The sequence below is a fragment of the Frateuria hangzhouensis genome, assembly GCF_026410505.1.
Taxonomy (GTDB): domain Bacteria; phylum Pseudomonadota; class Gammaproteobacteria; order Xanthomonadales; family Rhodanobacteraceae; genus Frateuria_A; species Frateuria_A hangzhouensis.
In genome coordinates this window covers 55877-76057 of record NZ_JAPMIU010000005.1, presented here as the reverse complement: position 1 = coordinate 76057, position 20181 = coordinate 55877, and the positions used below count along the sequence as shown (strand labels likewise).

At 68.2% G+C, this 20181-nt stretch carries 19 protein-coding genes and 1 tRNA gene; 11 read left to right on the top strand and 9 right to left on the bottom strand.

Annotated elements, in window-relative coordinates:
* Window positions 1-72 precede the first annotated feature (72 nt).
* The 4 genes from OSC30_RS06970 (at window position 73) to OSC30_RS06955 (ending at window position 3914) form a co-directional block, all read left to right on the top strand.
* Entirely contained in the window at window positions 73-591 is a 519-nt protein-coding gene (locus OSC30_RS06970) for a regulatory protein RecX (RefSeq protein WP_267171124.1), read from the top strand.
* Between the two features lie 55 nt (window positions 592-646).
* On the top strand, window positions 647-3274 hold the full coding sequence (gene alaS, locus OSC30_RS06965) for an alanine--tRNA ligase (protein ID WP_267171123.1): 2628 nt from the start codon (window positions 647-649) through the stop codon (window positions 3272-3274).
* A gap of 270 nt (window positions 3275-3544) precedes the next feature.
* Complete coding sequence (gene csrA, locus OSC30_RS06960; RefSeq protein ID WP_267171122.1) at window positions 3545-3751, top strand: carbon storage regulator CsrA; 207 nt, start codon at window positions 3545-3547, stop codon at window positions 3749-3751.
* A 70-nt stretch (window positions 3752-3821) separates the two neighbouring features.
* A tRNA-Ser gene (locus OSC30_RS06955) sits at window positions 3822-3914 on the top strand.
* Between the two features lie 99 nt (window positions 3915-4013).
* Here OSC30_RS06955 and OSC30_RS06950 read toward each other — a convergent pair.
* The 6 genes from OSC30_RS06950 to OSC30_RS06925 all read right to left on the bottom strand — a co-directional run bounded on the left by OSC30_RS06950 (window position 4014) and on the right by OSC30_RS06925 (window position 11631).
* Complete coding sequence (locus OSC30_RS06950) at window positions 4014-4478, bottom strand: thioredoxin domain-containing protein (RefSeq protein WP_267171121.1); 465 nt, start codon at window positions 4476-4478, stop codon at window positions 4014-4016.
* Complete coding sequence (locus OSC30_RS06945) at window positions 4475-5641, bottom strand: sialidase family protein (protein WP_267171120.1); 1167 nt, start codon at window positions 5639-5641, stop codon at window positions 4475-4477. Before OSC30_RS06945 ends, OSC30_RS06950 begins: the two co-directional genes overlap by 4 nt.
* 9 nt (window positions 5642-5650) lie before the next feature.
* A complete protein-coding gene (locus OSC30_RS06940) occupies window positions 5651-7906 on the bottom strand; it encodes a TonB-dependent receptor (protein ID WP_323374200.1) in 2256 nt (751 codons plus the stop codon).
* Between the two features lie 179 nt (window positions 7907-8085).
* Window positions 8086-8667 (bottom strand): response regulator transcription factor, encoded by a 582-nt coding sequence (locus OSC30_RS06935; RefSeq protein WP_267171119.1) that lies wholly within the window; start codon window positions 8665-8667, stop codon window positions 8086-8088.
* 94 nt (window positions 8668-8761) lie between these two features.
* Window positions 8762-10030 carry an ATP-binding protein gene (locus OSC30_RS06930; protein ID WP_267171118.1) on the bottom strand — a complete coding sequence of 423 codons (1269 nt, stop codon included), beginning with the start codon at window positions 10028-10030 and terminating at the stop codon, window positions 8762-8764.
* A 44-nt stretch (window positions 10031-10074) separates the two neighbouring features.
* Window positions 10075-11631: a peptide MFS transporter gene (locus OSC30_RS06925; protein ID WP_267171117.1), complete on the bottom strand. Its 1557-nt coding sequence runs from the start codon at window positions 11629-11631 to the stop codon at window positions 10075-10077.
* A 118-nt stretch (window positions 11632-11749) separates the two neighbouring features.
* Between OSC30_RS06925 and OSC30_RS06920 the strand changes: the two genes are divergently transcribed.
* From OSC30_RS06920 to OSC30_RS06900, 5 genes are all read left to right on the top strand, one after another.
* A complete protein-coding gene (locus OSC30_RS06920; protein WP_267171116.1) occupies window positions 11750-11881 on the top strand; it encodes a hypothetical protein in 132 nt (43 codons plus the stop codon).
* 6 nt (window positions 11882-11887) lie between these two features.
* Window positions 11888-12274, top strand: a complete 387-nt coding sequence (locus tag OSC30_RS06915) for a diacylglycerol kinase (RefSeq protein ID WP_267171115.1) — start codon at window positions 11888-11890, stop codon at window positions 12272-12274.
* 132 nt (window positions 12275-12406) lie between these two features.
* Window positions 12407-13030: a LemA family protein gene (locus OSC30_RS06910; protein WP_267171114.1), complete on the top strand. Its 624-nt coding sequence runs from the start codon at window positions 12407-12409 to the stop codon at window positions 13028-13030.
* Between the two features lies 1 nt (window position 13031).
* Window positions 13032-13931 (top strand): TPM domain-containing protein, encoded by a 900-nt coding sequence (locus OSC30_RS06905; protein WP_267171113.1) that lies wholly within the window; start codon window positions 13032-13034, stop codon window positions 13929-13931.
* Window positions 13932-14435, top strand: a complete 504-nt coding sequence (locus OSC30_RS06900; protein ID WP_267171112.1) for a TPM domain-containing protein — start codon at window positions 13932-13934, stop codon at window positions 14433-14435. It abuts the gene before it with no gap.
* Between the two features lie 58 nt (window positions 14436-14493).
* On the opposite strand, the gene OSC30_RS06895 is transcribed toward OSC30_RS06900, so the two are convergent.
* Entirely contained in the window at window positions 14494-16440 is a 1947-nt protein-coding gene (locus OSC30_RS06895) for an alpha/beta hydrolase family protein (protein WP_267171111.1), read from the bottom strand.
* A 187-nt stretch (window positions 16441-16627) separates the two neighbouring features.
* Here OSC30_RS06895 and lgt point away from each other — a divergent pair, with 187 nt between their 5' ends.
* A complete protein-coding gene (gene lgt / locus OSC30_RS06890) occupies window positions 16628-17506 on the top strand; it encodes a prolipoprotein diacylglyceryl transferase (protein ID WP_267171110.1) in 879 nt (292 codons plus the stop codon).
* A gap of 81 nt (window positions 17507-17587) precedes the next feature.
* Here the strand turns inward: lgt and OSC30_RS06885 are convergent, their stop codons facing one another.
* Window positions 17588-18598: a TIGR00266 family protein gene (locus tag OSC30_RS06885; protein ID WP_267171109.1), complete on the bottom strand. Its 1011-nt coding sequence runs from the start codon at window positions 18596-18598 to the stop codon at window positions 17588-17590.
* 121 nt (window positions 18599-18719) lie between these two features.
* On the opposite strand from OSC30_RS06885, the gene OSC30_RS06880 reads away from it, so the two are divergent.
* Window positions 18720-19514 carry a thymidylate synthase gene (locus tag OSC30_RS06880; RefSeq protein WP_267171108.1) on the top strand — a complete coding sequence of 265 codons (795 nt, stop codon included), beginning with the start codon at window positions 18720-18722 and terminating at the stop codon, window positions 19512-19514.
* Window positions 19515-19601: 87 nt separating this feature from the next.
* Here the strand turns inward: OSC30_RS06880 and OSC30_RS06875 are convergent, their stop codons facing one another.
* Window positions 19602-20180, bottom strand: a complete 579-nt coding sequence (locus tag OSC30_RS06875) for a GNAT family N-acetyltransferase (protein ID WP_267171107.1) — start codon at window positions 20178-20180, stop codon at window positions 19602-19604.
* Window position 20181 lies beyond the last annotated feature (1 nt).

Sequence of the window (20181 nt, the reverse complement as noted above, 5' to 3'; positions counted from 1 at the left end):
TGAACCTTCCCGCGTCCACTGCCCTGGCCATCGGCCGGGGCAGTGGGTTGGGGGGAGGGACAGGGCTTTTACGTGCAACGTGCGGTATCGCGCGCCGTGAAGCGCGGCCCGGACAATCCCGACAAACCCAGGCGCACCGCCTACGACAAGGCCCTGGGCCTGCTCGCCCGCCGCGAACACTCGCGTCGCGAGCTCAAGACCAAATTGCGCCAGAGCGGCTACGAAGGCGACGAATCCGTCGCGGCCATCGATCGTCTGGGCGAGCAGCACTACCAGGACGACGACCGTTTTGCCGGCGTCCTCGTGCGCAGCCGTGCATCCCAGGGCTACGGCCCGCAGCGCATCCGCGCAGAACTGAAGACCCACGCCGTGCCGGACGAGCGCATCCGCGAACTGCTGGAGGCGGCGGAGGTCGATTGGGAGGCCTCCGCCGTCGACCAGCTGCGCCGCCGCTATGGCGCAAAGCGTGCCGCCGACCATGCCGAACGCGCCCGCCGGGCGCAGTTCCTCTTGCGTCGCGGCTTTGCCGCCGCCACAGTACGGCGTGCTACCCACGCCGAAGTGGACGACGCTGCCGACGACATCGACTGATGCGAAGGCGGCGCCCGCCGGCGTGGCCTTTTTTGTCCGCCTTGCCCCGCCGCCCATGAAAACCGCCGATATCCGTTCGACCTTCCTCGAATTCTTCCGCGCCAAGGACCATGCCATCGTGCCGTCCGCCTCGCTGGTGCCCGGCAACGATCCGACGTTGCTGTTCACCAACTCGGGCATGGTGCAGTTCAAGAACGTGTTCCTGGGCAGCGAAAAGCTCCCGTACGCGCGCGCGGCCGACGTGCAGCGCTGCCTGCGTGCCGGCGGCAAGCACAACGACCTGGACCAGGTCGGCTATACCGCGCGCCACCACACCTTCTTCGAGATGCTCGGCAACTGGTCGTTCGGCGACTACTTCAAGCGCGACGCCATCGCCTACGCCTGGGAGCTCCTGACCGGCGTGTTCAAGCTGCCGGCCGAGCGGCTGTGGGTCACCGTCTACCAGACCGACGACGAGGCCTACGGCATCTGGCACAAGGAAATCGGGGTGCCGGCCGAGCGCATCGTGCGCATCGGCGACAACAAGGGCGCGCCCTTCGCCTCGGATAATTTCTGGCAAATGGCCGACACCGGCCCCTGCGGCCCGTGCACGGAAATCTTCTACGATCACGGCCCGGACGTGGCCGGCGGCCCGCCCGGTTCGCCCGACGAAGACGGCGACCGCTACATCGAGATCTGGAACCTGGTGTTCATGCAGTTCGACCGCGCGCCGGACGGCACGCTCTCGCCGCTGCCGGCGCCGTGCGTGGACACCGGCATGGGGCTGGAGCGCCTGGCCGCGGTGCTGCAGCACGCGCATTCGAACTACGAGATCGACCTGTTCGAGCACCTGATCCGCAAGGCCGGCGAACTGACCGGCACGGCGGATCTCTCCAACAAATCACTGCGCGTGATCGCCGACCACATCCGTGCGTGCGCGTTCCTGATCGTCGATGGCGTGCTGCCCTCCAACGAAGGTCGTGGCTACGTGCTGCGCCGGATCATCCGCCGCGCGCTGCGCCATGGCTGGATGCTCGGCGTGCGCGGCGACTTTTTCTGGAAGATGGTCGCGCCGCTGGTCGAGGAAATGGGCGCGCCTTATCCCGAGCTGGCCGCCAAACAGGCGTTCATCGAGGATGCGCTGCGTACCGAGGAACAGCGCTTCGGCGAAACGCTCGAGCACGGCATGCGCGTGTTCGACGAGGTGGCCACCCGCGCCAGCGGCACCATCCCCGGCGTCGATGCGTTCCGCCTGTACGACACCTACGGTTTCCCGGTCGACCTCACCGCCGACATCGCGCGCGAGCGTGGCCTCGAGGTCGACATGGCCGGCTTCGAGCAGGCCATGAACGAGCAGCGCGAGCGCGCCCGCGCGGCCGGCCGTTTCGAGGCCAAGGGCCAGATGCCGGCGGAACTGGCCAGCCGGCTGGCGCCGACGGTATTTCTCGGATACGACGCGCTCGAGGCGACCGGCTGCAAGGTCGTCGGTATCGTGCGCGAGGGCAAGCAGGTCGACGCGCTGGACGATGGCGAGCAAGGCCTGGTGATCCTCGACCGCACGCCGTTCTACGCCGAGTCCGGCGGCCAGGTCGGCGACACCGGCGTGCTCGGCCACGCAGACGGGCGTTTCGAGGTCAGCGACACGCTCAAGATGGGTGGCGTGTTCTTCGGTCATGCCGGCCGCTGGCACGGCGTGGCGTTGCGCAGCGGCGACACGCTGGAGGCGAAGGTCGACGTCGAGCGCCGCCAGGCCACCGTGCTCAACCACTCGGCCACCCATTTGCTGCACGCGGCACTGCGCCAGGTGCTGGGCCAACACGTCGCGCAGAAGGGCTCGCTGGTGGCACCCGAACGGCTGCGCTTCGACTTCTCGCACTTCAAGCCGCTCGGCCGCGACGAGCTCGCCGCGGTGGAGGCGTTGGTCAATGCGGAAGTCCGCCGCAATACCGCGGCCGAGATCCACAACATGGCCTACGACGACGCGATCGCGTTCGGCGCCATGGCCCTGTTCGGCGAGAAATACGGCGACCAGGTGCGCGTGCTGAAGATGGGCGAGTTCTCCACCGAGCTCTGCGGTGGCACTCACGTGCGCCGCACGGGCGACATCGGCCTGTTCAAGATCGTCAGCGAAGCGGGTGTCGCCTCGGGCGTGCGCCGCATCGAGGCGGTGAGCGGCGCCGGTGCGCTGGCCTACGTGGCCGAGGAGGAGCGTCGCCTGGGCGAGCTATCCCAGCTGCTCTCCGGCAGCGGCGAGGACGTGGTCGAGAAGCTGCGCCAGCTGTTCGATCGCCAGAAGAAACTCGAGCGCGAGCTGGAATCGCTGCGCAGCAAGGCCGCCGGTAGCGCCACCGCCGACCTGGCCGGGCAGGCCCGCGACGTGGCCGGCATCAAGGTCGTGGCCGCGCGGCTGGAAGGTTTCGACGCCAAGTCCCTGCGCGAGGGCATCGACCAGCTCAAGCAGCAACTGGGCGACTGCGTGGTGCTGCTGGCCGGCGCGGCCGACGGACGCGTGTCACTGGTGGCCGGTGTACATGGCGCGGCGCTCGGCCGGGTCAAGGCCGGTGACGTGGTGTCGCACGTTGCCAGGCAGATCGAAGGCAAGGGCGGCGGGCGTCCCGACATGGCCCAGGGCGGTGGTCTCGATACCCCGCAATTGCCGGCACTGCTGGACGCTTTGCCGGCCTGGATCGGCGAGCAGCTTTAGGCCCGCGGGCCTTTGTGAATCGGGCATTTATCGCCCGCCAAATGCGTTGCGCCGGGCGCTCGCGCTCGGCTAGTATCCGTTGACTGTCGGCGGCACTGACCCCAAGTGTTGCCACAAGGCAAGGGCATTCATGGTGAGTGCCTTGGCTGTGAGCCGGGGAAGGCGGTAGGGCCTTCGACGGACTTTCGTCGAACTGTCTGCAAGCGGGGCTCAGGGGTGAAGCCCAGCGTGCAGCAGGCCTGTGACCAACAGCTTATGGAGTAATACAACATGTTGATTCTGACCCGCAGGGTCGGTGAAACCCTGATGATCGGTGACGAGGTGACCGTTACCGTTCTCGGCGTGAAGGGCAATCAGGTGCGCATCGGCATCAACGCCCCGAAGAACGTGGCGGTGCATCGCGAAGAGATCTACCAGCGGATCAAGGGCGAGCACGAGTCCGGTGGCGGCACGACCAGCGAAACGGGCGAACACTGATCACGAATGCTTTACCTCTGCGGCGCCGGTCGGTATCCTTGCCGGCTCCGCAGAAGTGCGGAATGTTCCCGGAGAGATGCCCGAGAGGCTGAAGGGGCTCCCCTGCTAAGGGAGTATAGGGTCAAAAGCCTTATCGAGGGTTCGAATCCCTCTCTCTCCGCCAGATACGCAAAGCGCCCCGAGAGGGGCGTTTTGCGTATCTGTGGCAGCGCTTTCCTCGCAGGGTGGGCTTCAGCCCACCGAGCCGTCCCGCGACGAACGGCTACGGTTTCGGGGCGAGGGCTTGCAGCTGCTTCGCCGTCAACTCTCCACTGAAGCCTTGCCGCGAGCTATCGGCGCGGATCACCAGCACGCGCGGCGTTTCCCCGCCCCATTGAGGATCCAGCAGGTAATTGAGCCGCTCGGGCGCCGCTTCGGCATAGGCACGGGCAGGCCAGGCGGCCATGCCGGCGGCGCGCAGGCGCTTCTCGATGGCGTCGTGGTGACCCATGTCGTCGGTGGCGACGGTGACCAGCTCGATCGCCTGCGGATGCGCCTGCTGAAGCCGGGCGAGCGCCTGCAGGTTGGGCTCGCAGTAGGCGCAGTCGAGCGCCCACAGCGCGATCAGGCGCTCGCCGTGCGCGGGCGGGGCGAGCAGGGCAGGGACGTCTGTGGGGGTCAGCGGTTGCAGCGAGCCGGCGGTGGCGATGGCCGGCAACAGCAGGAGGATGGCGAGCCAGCGCTTCATGGTGTGTCCTCGGTGGCAAGCAGGCGGAAACCCGTCGCGGTGTTCCAGGCGACGTAGGCGCGGCCTTCGCGCAACAGCAATTGGGGCGATGCGACCGCGCCGTTGGCCGTGGCCAGCCTGCGCGCCGGACCGAAATGCAGGCCGCCGTCATCCGAGCGGCGCAGCATCAGCGCCTCGCCCCGTGCGTCGACCTGATTCCAGGCGACCCACACCTTGGCGCCGTGTACGGCGAGGTCGGCATGGCTTGCACCCGGACCGGCGATGGCCTGTGCATGCGCGGCGCGGTGGCCGGGTTGAAGCTGGCCGTACCAGATCGTCGGTTTGCCGCTGGCCTCGTACCAGACCGCGTGGCGCGTGCCGTCGGCGGCGATCGCCAGGCCGGGACCGTGGTGCGGGCAGCCGGCGATGTGCCAGCCGCTGAAGGTGGCGCGCTGCGCCTGCACCGCGCCGCCGTCGGTGCGCAGCAGCGCGTAGGCGTGATCGCGGATGTTGTCGCCGTAGACGGCGCGGAAGAACGCCGCGACGTGGCCTTCGGGCGTGGCGGCCAGCGCAATGCGGCAGCACTCGCAGCTGTGCTGGGCCAGCGCCCGTTCGGGCTGGAAGTGCGCGCCGCGGTCATCGGACCAGGTGTAGTAGACGGCCGCGCCAAGGTAGGGCTTGCCCGCGGCTTCGGCGGCCGCCTGGTCGCGCTTGTCGATCCAGGCCAGCACCACGCGCCCTTCGCCGTCGACGGCCAGGGCATCGAAACGATGGGTGATTTCCGCGCGGTCGCGATGCACGGTGACCGGCGCGGAGAAGTGCGCACCGCCGTCGAGCGAGCGGGCGAAGCGCACGTAGCCGGTCCACGGTTTGGCGCGCGGCTGCGACCAGCTGACGTAGAGCTCCCCGTGAGGGCCAAAGGCGAGCTTGGGCCGGTTCTCGCCTTCGGCGTAGATCGGCTCGGGCGTCGGGTTGACCGCGACCGGCGCGCTCAGCGTGTGGCCGAGGTCATCCGAGTGGCGCAGCCGCACGTGCCCGTCGGCCGCATCCGCCACCCACAGCCGCCCCTGCGCGTCGAACGCCGCGCTGGCGCCGAGCGGTGCTTCGGTCGGCATCGCCATGCCCTGATGGGCCAGCGCCATCGGCGCGACGAGGCAGAGCAGCAGGGGCAGCAATCGGCGCATGGCGGTTCCTTACAGATCCCAGCGCACTTCGCCGACCCAGGTGCGGCCGGCGTAGGGGTGGTAGACCCAGTAGCGCGCGTTGGTGAGGTTGTCCACGCCCAGCGACGCGGTCCATTGCGGCGCGAAGCGCCAGCGCAGTTTGGCATCGGCCACCGTGAAGGCACTGACGGCGCCGTAGGTGTCGACGAAGTCGCTGTTGTCCAGCGCGCCGTACTGGCGGCCGGAGCGGCGGATGCCGAGCGAGGCGTCCCAGCCCGTACCGAAGCGGTAATCGACGAACAGGCTGGCGCGCAGGCGCGGAATGCGCGGGAACCACTTGTCTTCGGCAGCGGGGTAGCGGCGGTCGCGCAGAGTTTTTGCATCATTGAGCGCGAGGCTGGCGGTGAGGTCCAGGCCCGGTGTCCACAGGTCCGTCAGCGCGAGTTCGCCCTCGATGCCGCGGATGCGGGTGAGGTCGATGTTTTGCACGCTGGTGACGGTGGGCGTGACGGTGATGTCGGTCTGGGTGTAGAGCGCGTCGGCAATGCGGTCCTGGAACAGCGAGATGCGCCAGTGGCCGCGGTCGAGCTGCCGCTTGAGGGTGAGGTCCAGCGAGTTGTCGCGCTCGGGCCGCAGGTTGGGATCGTTGCCGACGATCGCGTTGGCGGAGATCGAGCCCTGGAACAGCTCGGCCACGGTGGGATAGCGCACCGCCTTGCCGTAGGCCAGGCGCAGCTGCCAGTCGGGGGCGAAATCCCACTCCAGCGCGGCCTTGGGCGACAGGTCGCTGCGCTGGCGATCGGCGTAGCGCAGCGTGGTGGCGGCATCGGTGCGAAGGCCGCCATAGGCGCGCCATTGCTCCCAGCGCGCGCCGACGGTCAGCGCCCACTCCGGCGCAAAGCTCCACACATCCTGCAGATAGGCGGCGCGGGTCTGCGTGCGGCCGGCGAAGGCGCTGGTGAGCGGGCCATCGGCGCTGCCGCGCCAGTCGCCGGCGGCGTGCACGCGCGAGTCGAGTACGTAGCGATCGCCGTGCAGGCCCGCATAGAGCATGTGCGTATCGCCCAGCGGGCCGGAACTGCGCAGGTCCAGCGTGTCCCAGCCGGAGCCGCCGTTGTCGGCGATGCTGCCCGCACCGCCGAGCGACCCGGCCGGCGGTGGCAGATCGGCGCTGCGCGCCAGCGCACGGGCGAACTCGTAGTGGCTGGCGACCGCGGTCCAGCGCCACGCGTTGGCGAGGTGGCCGTTGAGTTCCACGCCATAGAGCCTATGGGTGTCCTCGCTCGCGGTCGGTGCCAGACCACTTGCCGGCAACGTCCAGATGGTACCGCCGGCGCTGATCGCGCCGGCGGTAACTGGCTGGCCGGCCCCGTCGCGGAGGAAGCTGCGCGTGCGGTCCTCGGCGTCGTCGTGCCACCAGCCGAGGGTGAACAGCGCGGCGACGTGGTCGGTAAGATCCACGCCGAGCTTGAGCTTGGCCTGGGTCTGTACGGTGTGCTCGATGCTGTTGGCGCCATAGACAAGGCGCGGGGTGCCGCCGGGATTACGGTCGGCGGTGGCGCCTTCGACCGACACCGCGGCATCGGCATCGCCGCCGGCCCTGGCCGTGGCGTACTGCATCGGCTGGCCGTGGTTGTCCAGCCGGTCCAGCGTGAGCAGCCAGCTCCAGCGGCCCTGCCGGTTGCCCAGCGAGGCGGCCGCGTGGCGCCCCTCGTAGTGGCCGCCGGCGCCGTAGGCATCACGGAAATCCTGGCGCATGAACTGCACGCTGGCGCCGGCGGTGAGCCGCTGCGGCAACCGCGTGTGAATGAGCACCGTGGTGCCGATCGAGTTGCCCGGGTAGAGCGCGGAGTAGGGGCCGTACAGCACGTCCACCGCGCCGATCTCCTCGGGCGTGACCATGCCCCAGCGCGGCGCGCCGTCCCAGCCGTTGGTCATCAGGTTGGAGAGCAGCAGGCCGTTGGAGTAGACCAGGCTGCGCGCGCTCTGCAGGGTGCCGGCGTTGCGTCCGCTGATGATCGCGTTGGGATCGCCGATGTAGCGCGCGCGCACCTGCAGGTTGGGCGCGAAGCGCAACGCGTCGGCGCTGGTGGTCACGTTCTGCCGGCCCAGCTGCGCGCGGTCGATATGGACGGTGACCGCCGGCGTCTCGGTGACGTGGGTGTCGCTGGCGTGCACCGTCACCGGGGCCAGGGTGGTGGTTTGCTGCGGCGCGTCGGCGGCGTGCAACAGGCCGGGGCCGACCAGCAGGACGAGTACGCAGATGCCGGATGATCGGGGCTTCACGGTAACTCTGGACGTGGGTCGAGACTTGGCAGCATAGCGGCGCCAATGTGCACGGCCAGAGGACGCGTTGTCGCAGCGGGTGTGGAAAGCCCGCCGTTGCGCGGTTGTCGTAGGGAGGGCTTCAGCCCACCATCGGCGTGCCCCGCGGTTCCGGTGGTGGGCTGAAGCCCTCCCTACGGTTACTCGCCGGCGTCGGGGCGTTCGCGGACCGGGTGCTTGCTCAGCTTGCGCTGCAGGGTGCGACGGTGCATGCCCAACCGGCGTGCGGTTTCGGAAATGTTGCCGTCGCACTCGGTGAGCACGCGCTGGATGTGCTCCCACTCCAGCCGGCGCAGGGCCAGCGGCGCTTCGGGGGCTTCCGGCGGCTCGTCGTCGTCGCCGGCGCTGGGGCCTTCGCCTTCCAGCAGCGCGCGCACCACGGCATCGGCGTCCACCGGCTTGGCCAGGTAGTCGTGCGCGCCGCGCTTGATCGCTTCGACGGCAGTGGCGATGGAGGCATAACCGGTCAGCAGCAGGATGCGCATCTCCGGCACCAGCGCGTGCAGTTCGGAGATCAGCTTCAGGCCGTTCTCCTCGCCCAGCTTGAGATCGAGCACGCAGTAGCGCGGCTGGTGGCGGCGGGCGAGCACGCGCGCCTCGTCGGCACGGGTGGCGCCGATCGCCTCGAAGCCGCGCGAGCCCAACGCGCGGGAAAGCACGCGCACGAAGGTGGCGTCGTCGTCGACGATCAGCAGCGGGCGGGGAGCGTTGGCATCGGTCATGGGCGTGGTGGGGGCGAAGGCGGAAGGGACATTCTTGCCCGAGCGCGCCGCGCTTGCACGCTCCGCGGCCGGACGATGGACTGCGGACGGGGGCTCAGTCGGCGCCGATCACGGCCAGCGGCAGGCGCAGGCGCACCTGCGCACCATGCCCGATGTTGACGGTGGTGAGCTCGCCGTTGAGCCGCTCGGCGGTGGCTTCGGCCAGCGCCAGGCCGAGACCCAGGCCGCCCTGTTTGCCGCTGCGTCCCAGCGTGCCCGGCTCGCCGGCGGCATCGAAACCGGGGCCGTGGTCGCATACGGTCAGGTCCAGCCAGCCCTGCCCGCAACGGATCTGCAATTCAACCACGTCCGAGTCGCGCGATGCGGACGCATCGGCGGCGTTGTTGAGCAGGTTGATCAGTGCATGGCGCAGGCCGGCCGGCACGCGCAGCACCAACCGTGCGGTGGCGTCGGGCAGGTCGAGTGTCAGTTCGGCTTCCGGGCGCAGCAACTGGAAGCGCTCCAGGCAGCTGTGGACGAACGCCTGCAACGGCATCCGCTCGGCCTCCTGCGACAGCTGCGCCTGGCCGAAGGCGACCATCTCGCGCAGGATCGTGCGGCAGCGGTCCACCTGCTCCTGCAGCAGCGCCAGGTCCTCTTCCAGCAGCGCATCCTGCGCGTGCTCGCGGCGCAGTTCCGGCAGCAGCGTGCGCATGGTCGCCAGCGGCGTGTTGAGCTCGTGCGCGGCACCCGCGGCCTGGGTGGCGATGGCCAGGATGCCCTCGTCGCGCAACGCGCGCTCGCGCACCCGCTGCACTTCCATCTGCTGCATGCGCAGCGCGCGCGCCAGCCGGTTGATGAAAAAGCCCAGCAAGACCGCGGTGATCAGGAAGTTCACCCCCATGCCCGCCACATGCAGCGGGAAGCCGCCACCGTGCATCGGCATCGGCAAGGGCACGTGGTGGTAGAGGAGCAGCAGGTAGGCGACGCCGGCCAGCGCGGCGACCGCCAGCACGGCCGGCACCGAGAGGGCCGCGGCAGTCAGTGCGATGGGTACCAGCAGCAGGGTGACGAACGGGTTGCTGGCACCGCCGGTGAAGTAGAGCAGGTAGCCCAGCACCAGCGTGTCGACCGCCACGTGGCCGATGGTTTCCCATTCGCGCACCGGCCACGGCTGGCCCAGCCGCCAGGCGGCGAAAACGGCAAACACCGCCAGCGCGCCGATGCCGGTCAGCAGCGGCAGCAGCGGGATGGCCAGGTGCATCCACAGCGCGCAGACCAGCACCGCCACGCTTTGTCCGGCAATCGCGCACAGGCGCAGCCAGGCCAGCGTGCGCGTGAGCGCGAAAGGACCTATCCGGCGGCTGGCGTGCCTATGGGGCATGGCAAAAACCATGGCGCCGCGGTTTACCGCGGCGCCATGGAGGCTCAGCCGGGCAGTTCCCAGCCTTCCTCACTGCGTACCGGCGGCAGCGGGTCGGCCTTGGCGGCGTGCTCGGCGTGGCTGTTGGACAGCTTCTTCATCAGCGGCAGCACTGCCACGGCGATGGCCGTGCAACCCAGGCCGACCCAGCCGAGCTTGGTGAACAGGCCGGTGTAGATCTGCAGCGACTGCAGCGGATCGTTCAGGCCTTCGGGGATGTGCGCAAAGTTGGCCACCACGCTGCCCAGGTACTGCGCGATGCCGGAGGCGACGTAGTAGGCGCCCATCATGAAGCCGCCCATGCGCGCCGGCACGTAGCGGGCGATCATCGCCAGGCCCAGGCCCGAGACCAGCAGCTCGCCCAGCGAGTACAGGCCATAACCCCAGACCATGGTCCACGAGGACACCTGGCCGGCCACCGCCCAATGGGCGCCGATGCCGTAGACGAAGAAGCCGGCGGCGACCGCGGCGAAGCCCAGTGCGAACTTGGCGGCGACCGACGGATCCTTGCCGGCACGGCCCAGCGAGTTGTAGGCAAACACCAGCACGGGGCTCAGCAGCACGATCCAGATCGCGTTGAGGTTCTGGTATTGCTCCGGAATCCAGGTGAACAGGTGCATGCCAAACACGCTGAAGTCCAGGTTCACGTTCTTCTGCGCGAACAGGTTCAGCGAGGTGGACATCTGCTGGTAGAAGATGAAGAAGAAGATCGTCTGCACCGTCAGCACCAGCGCGGCGACCAGGCCGGCCCGTTCGCTGCGTTCGCTCGAACGGATCAGGTGGATGAAGATGCCCAGGATCACCACGCCCGCGGCATACACGCAGATGCGCGCCACCGTCTGGCTCTGCAGGATGAAGGCGGCGATGAACACCATCGCGGTGGCCGCCAGCATCACCGCGCCGAAGCGGGCGAGGTTGAACGGCTTCTGGTCCGGCTCCGAGCCGATGTGGCGCAGCGTGCGGCTCATCAGCATGTAATTGACCAGGCCCAGCAGCAGGCCGATCGCGCAGATGCCGAAGGCGGTGTGCCAGCCCCAGGCGTCGCCGTAGCGCTCGCCCACGTAGTCGCGCACCCACGGCGTCAGCGTCATGGAGATCATCGAGCCGACGTTCACCGCCATGTAGTAGATGGTGAACGCGCTATCGATCTTGGTGTCGTCGCCTTCGTAGATCTTGCGTACCAGGTTGCCGGCGTTGGGCTTGAAGAAGCCGTTGCCGACGATGATCACGCCCAGCGCGCAATACAGCAGGTACGGGTTGCTGGTGGGAATCCACAGCAGCGCATAGCCCAGGCCCAGGACCACCGCACCGGTGAGCATGGTGCGGCGGGTGCCGATGAGCTTGTCGCCGACCCAGCCGCCGATCGCCGGCGTGGCATAGATCAGGGCGGCAGCGGCGCCCCACACCAGGTTGGCGTGGGTATCGACGAAGCCGAGCTTCTTCATCATGTAGGTGACCATCAGCACCTGCATGCCGTAGAAGCCGAAGCGCTCCCACATTTCGATCAGGAAGACGGTGCTGAAGGACCGGGTTTGCGATACCGCTGGATTCTGGGTTGCCATGAAATTTCCGAACAGATGAACACTGACTGCCGCGGCGCGGCCTGCTCTGCAACCCTGAACCGGGCTACAACCAGTCGAGGGTAACCCATCCCACTGACGGGTAACGCTGCACTGCGACATGCCGTTTCGCGACGGCCGCTATGGCATCATGGCCCGCTTGCCGCCGATCGATCGCACAGAACCCGCCATGCCGACGACCCTGATTTCGCCGCGCCCCGCCAGTGCGGTTTTCCCGCAGACGGAAGCCTGAGCGCCGATGGCTGCCGAGGGTTTCCGCGGACCGCGCCAGCTCTGGAACGCCCTGCGCTGGTCGATGAAGGGATTGCGCGCCGGCTGGAAGCACGAGGCCTCGTTCCGCTTCGAAGTCTGCCTGGCGCTCGTGGCGATCCCGCTGGGCCTGTACCTGGGGCATGGCACGCTGGAGAAACTGGCGCTGGTGCTGCCGATGTTCCTGATCCTGTCGGCCGAACTGCTCAACTCGGCGATCGAGGCGGTGGTCGACAAGGTCAGCCCCGAGTTCCACGAATTGGCCGGCCGCGCCAAGGACATGGGTTCGGCGGCGGTGTTCGTGCTGCTGGTGTTCATGGGGCTGAGCTGGGCGCTGATCGTGGGCCCGCGCCTGCCGGCGCTCCTGGGCATGTAGGGTGGGCTTCAGCCCACCGGCACCTGCCGCCCGAACACCGGTGGGCTGAAGCCCACCCTACGCATCGGGCGTCGTTGACGCTGGCGGGAGCGTGCCCCTACGCTGGCGTTCTCACCCCTCCGGAGCGCCTCCATGAAGACCCTTCGCCTGTTCGTGCTGTCGTTGCTGGCCGTGCTGCTCACCGGCTGCGGCTACAACGCCATCCAGCGCCAGGACGAAGCGGTAAAAGCGTCCTGGTCCGAAGTGCTCAACCAGTACCAGCGTCGCGCCGACCTGGTGCCGAACCTGGTCAACACGGTCAAGGGCTATGCCCAGCACGAGGAGCGCGTGCTGACCGAGGTCACCAAGGCGCGTGCCCGCGTCGGCAGCGTGCAGGTCACCCCCGACATGATCGACGACGCGGCCAAGCTCAAGCAGTTCCAGCAGGCGCAGGGCGAACTGTCCAGCGCGCTGTCGCGACTGATGGTGGTCAGCGAGCGGTATCCGGACCTCAAGGCCAACGGCCTGTTCCAGAACCTGCAGGCGCAACTGGAAGGCACCGAGAACCGCATCACCGTGGCGCGCAACCGCTACGTCAAATCGGTGCAGGAGTACAACTCGATGATCCGCACCTTCCCCAACAACCTCACCGCCAAGATGTTCGGCTACACCGTGAAGCCGAACTTCAGCGTGGAGAACGAGAAGGCGATTTCCACCGCACCGACCGTGGACTTCGGCACCGCGGCGCCGGCACCGTCCGCCTCGGCTGCGCACTGACATGACCTATCGCCCGCCACGGCTGGCGTGGCTGCTGCTGGCATGGCTGTTCGTCGCGACCGGGTGTTTCGCGCAGGCGGCCGGGGTGCCCACGCTCGAGCGCCACGTCACCGACCTGACCGGCACGATGAGCGCGCAGCAGGTCGATCAGCTCGATGCCCAGCTGGTCGCGCTGGAAAAGCGCAAGGGCGCGCAGCTGGTGGTGCTGATGGTCGGCAGCACCGGCGAGCAGGATATCGAGGGCTACTCGCTGGCGGTGGCCGAGCAGAACAAGGTCGGCCGCAAGGGCACCGACGATGGTGTGCTGCTGCTGGTCGCCAAGGATGACCGGCGCGTGCGCATCGAGGTCGGGTATGGCCTGGAGGGCGCGATTCCCGATGCCGCCACGGCGCGCATCATCCGGGAGTACATCGCGCCGAAGTTCCGCGAGGGCGACTACTACGGCGGCATCCTCGATGCGGTCGGCGCCATGACCCAGCTGATCGACGGCGAGCCGCTGCCGCCGCCGGTGCAGGGCGCGCCGCGAGAACACCGTGGGTTGGGTTTCCAGCAGGCGCTGCTGGTCGGCGTGTTCATCGCCTTTTTCCTGCGCAACCTGTTCGGACGCGCCAATCTGTTCGTGCGCACGCCGCTGGGCATCGGCATTACCGGCGGCGTGCTGTGGCTGATTGCCGCCAGCCTGGGTATGGCCGTGGTGGGCGGCGTGATCGGTGGCGTGCTGATGCTGCTTCCCGGCGGTGGCGGGCGCTCGATCGGCCGAGGTGGTTGGGGTGGCTGGGGTGGCTTCGGTGGCGGCGGTTTCGGAGGTGGTGGCTTCGGCGGCGGCGGGTTCGGCGGCGGGGGTGGCTTCAGCGGCGGTGGCGGCAGCTTCGGCGGCGGCGGTTCTTCGGGGAGCTGGTAGATGACGCCGATGCAGCGATTGTTCGCCAACGTGTTCGGCGGCTGGTTCCAGTTGCGCCAGCGCTTTCCCGCGGGCTTGCTTGACGAGTTGGCCGACGCGGTCACGGCCGGCGAGCGCGATCACCTGGGCGAAGTGCGCTTTGCAGTGGAATCGCGCCTGACCGTGCGTGCCGTGCTGGCCGGCGTGGATGCCCGGACACGCGCACAGGAGGTCTTCGCGCAATTGCGCGTGTGGGATACCGAAGACAATTCCGGCGTGCTGATCTACCTGCTGCTGTCGGAGCAGCGCATCGAGATCGTGGCCGACCGCGGCATCGTGCACCGCGTGGATCAGGCGAAATGGGACGCCGTGTGTGCGCTCATGCGCGACCACTTCGCCGCCGGGCGCTGGCGTGATGGCGGCCTGGCCGGCCTGGCCGCCATCCACGGCCTGTTGCGCGAGCATTTTCCGGCGGGCGATCGGGATAACCCGGACGAATTGCCCGACCGGCCGGTGTTGCTCTGAAAAAAAGGCCGCCCAAGGGCGGCCTTTTCCATGACGAAGTGAGCGACGCAGAGCGTTTTCAGGCGCCCTTGCCGATGTGCTTCTCCAGGAACGCCTGCAGCGCGTTGTAGAGGTCCACACGGTTCTGCTCGTCGTAGAAGCCGTGGCCTTCGTCGGGCTTGCTCATCCATTCGTAGGGCTTGTGCGCGGCATCGAGCGCGGCGCGCATGGCCTTGGCCTGGGCAAAAGGCGCGCGTTCGTCGTCCTCGCCGTGGATCAGCAGCACCGGTACGGTGATCTGGCCGGCCAGCTTGTCGGGCGAGTTGGCGTCCAGCTCCGCGTCGTTGCGGCCGATCACCGTGGTGAGATAGCTGCGGCCGCTCTCGCGGCTGCGGATATCGCCCTTCTTGTACATCATCTTCAGGTCGTAAACGCCGGCATAGCCCACCGCGCACTTGAACATGCCCGGCGCGCGGATCACCGTCATCATCGCCGAGTAGCCGCCGAAGCTGCCGCCGTAGACGCACACGCGGGAAGCGTCGGCGTAGTGCTGGTCGATGGCCCATTTGACGCCGTCGATCAGATCCTGCTGGATGCGCGTACCCCACTTGAGGTAGCCCGCTACCTTGAAGTCCGAACCGCGCCCGCCCGAACCGCGGTAGTTGACCTGCAACACCAGGTAGCCGCGATTGGCCAGGAACTGTGCGTCGCCGTCGTAGAACCAGTCGTCGCTCACCCCGATCGGGCCGCCATGCGGCAGCAGCACCATCGGCAGGTTGGTCTCGCCGCGGCCGGGGGGCAGGGTAAGGATGGCTTCCAGTTCGGTACCGTCGCTGGCCTTGAAGCGCAGCGGGCGGCGTTCGGCCATCTTCGACGGGTCGATCCACGGCGCCGCCTTGAACAGGCCGCGCACCTTGAAGGTGTGCGTGTCGATCAAAAAGAACTCGCCAGGGTTGCGATCCCCCGAGACGCTGAACAAAAGTTGCCCGCCGTCTTCGCTGTAGTCGATGAAGTGCACGTACTGGCCGGGGAACTTCATCGCGAGCGCGCGATGGAGCTTGGCGGCCGGCAGGTTCGGGTCGATGTAGCTGACCTGCGGCAGGCCGGTATCGGGAATGGTCGCGAACGGCCGGTGCGGCAGCGGCGTCCATTCGATGCCGGCGATGCTGCCGAAACCCGCGGCGGCGAGCACTTTGCGGTTGCTGCCCAGTTCGTCCTGCTCGACCAGCGACAGCGGGCCGCCGCTGGCGTCGTACATGGCGTAGACGCGCTGCTGGTCCGGGGCGGAGGAGATCGGGGCGAACGAGCCGCCGATCTGATCCGGGGACAGGCGTTGCCAGCGATCGTTCCGGCGGTGGTAGACGACGTAGTCGTAGTCCTCGTTGCGGCCATAGGCGTAATGCGCCTGGCCGTCGGCGCCCACCATGAAACTCATGTCGCCCTCGCTGATATCGCCGACCAGGTGGCGGGCGTTGATGCTGGCGTCGACGTCGTACAGATAGCTGTGGTCGGGGCTGTCCCACGGCCGCGCAGCCATGTAGAAGTGCCCGTTGGCGCGCTCTGGCAGGCCGTCGACAAAACCCCAGCCGCGGTCGGTGCCGCGCGTGGTGGCGCGCGAGCTGTACTTGACCTCGTAGCCGTACAGGTAATCCTGGTGCTTGCCGTCCACGTCGGTGGCGATGATCTCGCCGGTGAGCTGCGGCATGTCCAGCGAACCCATTTCCTTGCCCTTTTCCACCACCAGCCGGGTCGGGCTGACCCAGGTGATGCCCGCCGGCAACTCGTACTTGGGCATCCGCAGCATGCTGGCGGGCTTGGACATGTCCTCGACGCGGTAGATCACCAGCGCGTGCGAACTGCCCTCGTCCCAGCGCATGGCGATGTACTTGCCGTCCGGCGAGAGCCGCGGCATGGACAGCGCCGGATGGCGCGCGAAGTCTTCCACCGGCAGCAGGTCGACCGCCGCGGCGATGGCGGGCGCCAGCAGCGCAGCCGCGCACAGCGCGGCCCGCGTGTATCGATTCATCATCCCTTTCCCCCTTGAACTCCTGGTTACGGACCCGGCCGCCGGGAGCGCGGCGACCGGCCAGGCGGCATCCCCATGCCGCTTCGCGTGCCACCGATTCTAGTCGCGAGGGGCGCCCGCCGGAAGGTTCCGCGCCGCTCCGGTCGTGGCCGGCTACACTTGGCCTTTGCCCGCCAGTCTTCCACCGATGACCCAGCCTTTCACCGTCCAGTTCGACCCGGTCGCCTTCCACATCGGTCCCGTGCAGGTGCACTGGTACGGCCTGATGTACCTGCTGGGTTTCCTGGCGGCGGGCCTGCTGGGCGAACGGCGGCGCCAGCAGGGACGGCTGCCGGTGAGCCGCGACGCGCTCAGCGACCTGGCCTTCTACGCCATGCTCGGCATCATCGTGGGCGGGCGCATCTGGTACATGCTGTTTTATTACGCCGGCGGACTGCAGTGGATCTGGACCGAGCCGCTGGCGCTGTTCAAGGTGTGGGACGGCGGCATGAGCTTCCACGGCGGCCTGCTCGGTGTGCTGGCGGCGGCCTGGTGGTGGTCGCGGCGCCACCGGCTGCATTTCTTCGACACCATGGATTTCGTGGCACCGCTGGTGCCGCTGGGCCTGGGGCTCGGGCGGCTGGGCAATTTCATCAACGGCGAGCTGTGGGGCAAGCCCACCGACGCGCCGTGGGCGATGATCTTCCCCAACGCGAAGCTGGAAGACGTGCAGCTGGCCCACGACCAGCCCCTGCTGGCGCAGCAGCTGTCGCAGTACGGTGGGTTGCCGCGGCATCCCTCGCAGCTGTACGAGATGGCGTTCGAAGGCCTGGTGATGTTCGCGGTGCTATGGCTGGTGTCGATGAAGCCTCGCCCGCGCTACCTGATATCGGGCCTGTTCGCGCTGATGTACGGCTGCTTCCGTTTCGCCATCGAATTCGTGCGCGTGCCCGACCCGCAGCTCGGTTACCTGGCCTGGGGCTGGCTGACGATGGGGCAGGTGCAATCGCTGCCGTTGATCCTGGTTGGCCTGGTGCTGGTGGCGCTGTCGCGCCGGGCACCGACGCTGGTGCCGGCGGCGCATTGAACCTGCCTCGTAGGGTGGGCTTCAGCCGACCATGCTTTCCGGCCGGACGGCCGGCGGACTGAAGCCCACCCTACGTAGCCATCAGAAGTTGCGGTCGCCGCCGAGCAGGTCGCCCAGGCCACCGAGCACCGAACCCTCGCCACGGCGCTGGCCGCCGCCCTGCGGCGCCGCCGCCAGCATGCGTCCAGCCATGCGCGAGAACGGCAGCGACTGCAACCACACCTTGCCCGGGCCGGTCAGCGAGGCCAGGAACATGCCTTCGCCGCCGAACAGCATGCTCTTGATGCCGCCGACGGTGTGCACGTCCATGTTTATCGTGTCGTGGAAGGCAACCACGCAGCCGGTGTCCACATCCAGCCGCTCGCCGGGCTTGAGCTCGCGCTCGACCACGGTGCCGCCGGCGTGCACGAACACCCAGCCGTCGCCCTCGAGCTTCTGCATGATGAAGCCCTCGCCGCCGAACAGGCCGGTGAGGATCTTGCGCTGGAAATAGATGCCCAACTGCACGCCGCGCGCGCCGGCCAGGAACGAATCCTTCTGGCAGATCAGCCGCCCGCCGTGCTCGGACAGCTTCATCGCCATCACCGTGCCGGGGTAGGGCGCGGCGAAGGCCACCTTGGCCTTGCCGTTGCCGGTGTGGGTAAACACCGTGGTGAACAGGCTTTCGCCGGTGATCACGCGCTTGCCCGCCGAGAGCAGCTTGCCCATCAGGCCGCTGCCGCCCTGGGCCGCGGTGGAACCGTCGCCGAACACGGTGTCCATCTGCACCGCCGACTCTTTGTACATGAGCGAACCGGCCTCGGCGATCGCGCTCTCGCCCGGATCGAGTTCCACCTCGACGAACTGCATGTCGCCACCGACGATGCGGTAGTCGACCTCGTCGGCGTTGCCGTAGCGGCCGGCCGGGACGGGCGGCGGCGCGACCGCCAGGTCGCTGGCCGGCTGGAAGACGCTGTGGATCGGCCGCCATTCGCCGAAGCCTTCCTTCCAGCAATAGCCATCGGGGCGGCTGCGCGCCTGCGCGCGGGCAGCCTCGTCATCCAGCGGGCCGATGCGTTCGTTGTTGCCGTAGCTGAAATACCACTGCGTCATGTTGGCCATCCCTTGGGGAAAGGCCACGAGTCTAGGGCGGTCCGGGGTGGCGCGGGGAGTGACGGATGTCACCGGCTGGCCGAGGCGACCCCGGCTCGCGCCCTCCCGCTAGAATCCCCCCATGCGCACCTACCTCGACCTGCTCGACCACGTCCTCCACCACGGCACGGAAAAGACCGACCGCACCGGCACCGGCACGAAAAGCGTGTTCGGCTGGCAGATGCGCTTCGATCTCAACGAAGGCTTCCCGCTGGTCACCACCAAGAAGGTGCACTGGAAGTCGGTCGTGCACGAGCTGATCTGGTTCCTGCGCGGCGACACCAACATCGCCTATCTGAAGGAACACGGCGTCAGCATCTGGGACGAGTGGGCCGACGCCGAGGGCAACCTGGGCCCGGTCTACGGCAAGCAGTGGCGCGCCTGGCCGACGGCCGATGGCGGCGCCGTCGACCAGCTTCGCTGGGTGGTCGAGGAGATCCGCCGCAATCCCGATTCCAGGCGCCTGATCGTCAGCGCCTGGAACGTGGGCGAGCTGCCGAAGATGGCGCTGATGCCCTGCCACACGCTGTTCCAGTTCTACGTCGCCGACGGCAAGCTCAGTTGCCAGCTCTACCAGCGTTCCGGCGACATCTTCCTGGGCGTGCCTTTCAACATCGCCAGCTACGCGCTGCTCACCCACATGGTGGCGCAGGTGTGCGGCCTGGGCGTAGGCGATTTCGTGCACACGCTGGGTGATGCGCACCTGTACAACAACCATGTGGAGCAGGCGCGGCTGCAGCTTGGTCGTGAGCCGAAAGCGTCGCCGCGCGTGGTGTTGAATCCGGACGTGCGGGCGCTGGAGGATTTTTGCTTCGAGGACATCACGCTGGAGGGCTACGCGCCTCACCCGGCGATCAAGGCGCCCGTCGCCGTCTAACCAACCCGCCACGCCTTTTTGTAGGAGCCCACTTGTGGGCGATGCTCTTGGCCGCGCCGTGAAAAAGCATCGCCCACAAGTGGGCTCTTACAAGGAGCGCGCGTTTTCGAGCAGGCGCCGCAGTTCGTCGGACTCGCGTAACGCCGCAAACGGCACCACCCGTGCCGGCACCGCGGCTGGCGTCTGCAAGGTCTTCTGCCATACCCCGACGTCCCACCAGCGGTCGAGCTTGTAGCCGCTCTGCCGCCACACACCGGCCGGCGCGAAGCCCATCGCCTCGTGTATCCGCACGCTGGCCTCGCCGGGCAGGGTGATCACGCCAACCGCCTGGTTGATGCCCTGCAGCCGCATCGCCTCCAGCAGCACGCCGTACAGGTGCCGGGCGATGCCGCGGCGCTGCGCATCCTCGCGCACGTAGATCGAGGTTTCGGCGATCCAGTCGTAGGCCGCGCGCTCGCGGAAGCGGCTGGCGTAGGCGTAAGCCAGTAGCTCGCCGCCGCTTTCCCTCACCAGCCACGGGTAGTGCGCCAGGCGGGCCTCGATGCGATCGCGCATCGCCACCACGCCGGGCGGGGTGGTTTCGAAGGTGGCTACGCCGTGTGTGACCGACGGGGCGTAGATCGCATGGATCGCCGCGGCGTCATCCGGGCCGGCGATGCGGATCACG

Coding starts and splice junctions, on each gene's coding strand:
- alaS (WP_267171123.1), top strand. CDS start 647: ATGAAAACCGCCGATATCCGTTCGACCTTCCTCGAATTCTTCCGCGCC.
- csrA (WP_267171122.1), top strand. CDS start 3,545: ATGTTGATTCTGACCCGCAGGGTCGGTGAAACCCTGATGATCGGTGAC.
- OSC30_RS06950 (WP_267171121.1), bottom strand. CDS start 4,478: ATGAAGCGCTGGCTCGCCATCCTCCTGCTGTTGCCGGCCATCGCCACC.
- OSC30_RS06945 (WP_267171120.1), bottom strand. CDS start 5,641: ATGCGCCGATTGCTGCCCCTGCTGCTCTGCCTCGTCGCGCCGATGGCG.
- OSC30_RS06935 (WP_267171119.1), bottom strand. CDS start 8,667: ATGACCGATGCCAACGCTCCCCGCCCGCTGCTGATCGTCGACGACGAC.
- OSC30_RS06930 (WP_267171118.1), bottom strand. CDS start 10,030: ATGCCCCATAGGCACGCCAGCCGCCGGATAGGTCCTTTCGCGCTCACG.
- OSC30_RS06925 (WP_267171117.1), bottom strand. CDS start 11,631: ATGGCAACCCAGAATCCAGCGGTATCGCAAACCCGGTCCTTCAGCACC.
- OSC30_RS06920 (WP_267171116.1), top strand. CDS start 11,750: ATGCCGTTTCGCGACGGCCGCTATGGCATCATGGCCCGCTTGCCGCCG.
- OSC30_RS06915 (WP_267171115.1), top strand. CDS start 11,888: ATGGCTGCCGAGGGTTTCCGCGGACCGCGCCAGCTCTGGAACGCCCTG.
- OSC30_RS06910 (WP_267171114.1), top strand. CDS start 12,407: ATGAAGACCCTTCGCCTGTTCGTGCTGTCGTTGCTGGCCGTGCTGCTC.
- OSC30_RS06905 (WP_267171113.1), top strand. CDS start 13,032: ATGACCTATCGCCCGCCACGGCTGGCGTGGCTGCTGCTGGCATGGCTG.
- OSC30_RS06900 (WP_267171112.1), top strand. CDS start 13,932: ATGACGCCGATGCAGCGATTGTTCGCCAACGTGTTCGGCGGCTGGTTC.
- OSC30_RS06895 (WP_267171111.1), bottom strand. CDS start 16,440: ATGAATCGATACACGCGGGCCGCGCTGTGCGCGGCTGCGCTGCTGGCG.
- lgt (WP_267171110.1), top strand. CDS start 16,628: ATGACCCAGCCTTTCACCGTCCAGTTCGACCCGGTCGCCTTCCACATC.
- OSC30_RS06885 (WP_267171109.1), bottom strand. CDS start 18,598: ATGACGCAGTGGTATTTCAGCTACGGCAACAACGAACGCATCGGCCCG.
- OSC30_RS06880 (WP_267171108.1), top strand. CDS start 18,720: ATGCGCACCTACCTCGACCTGCTCGACCACGTCCTCCACCACGGCACG.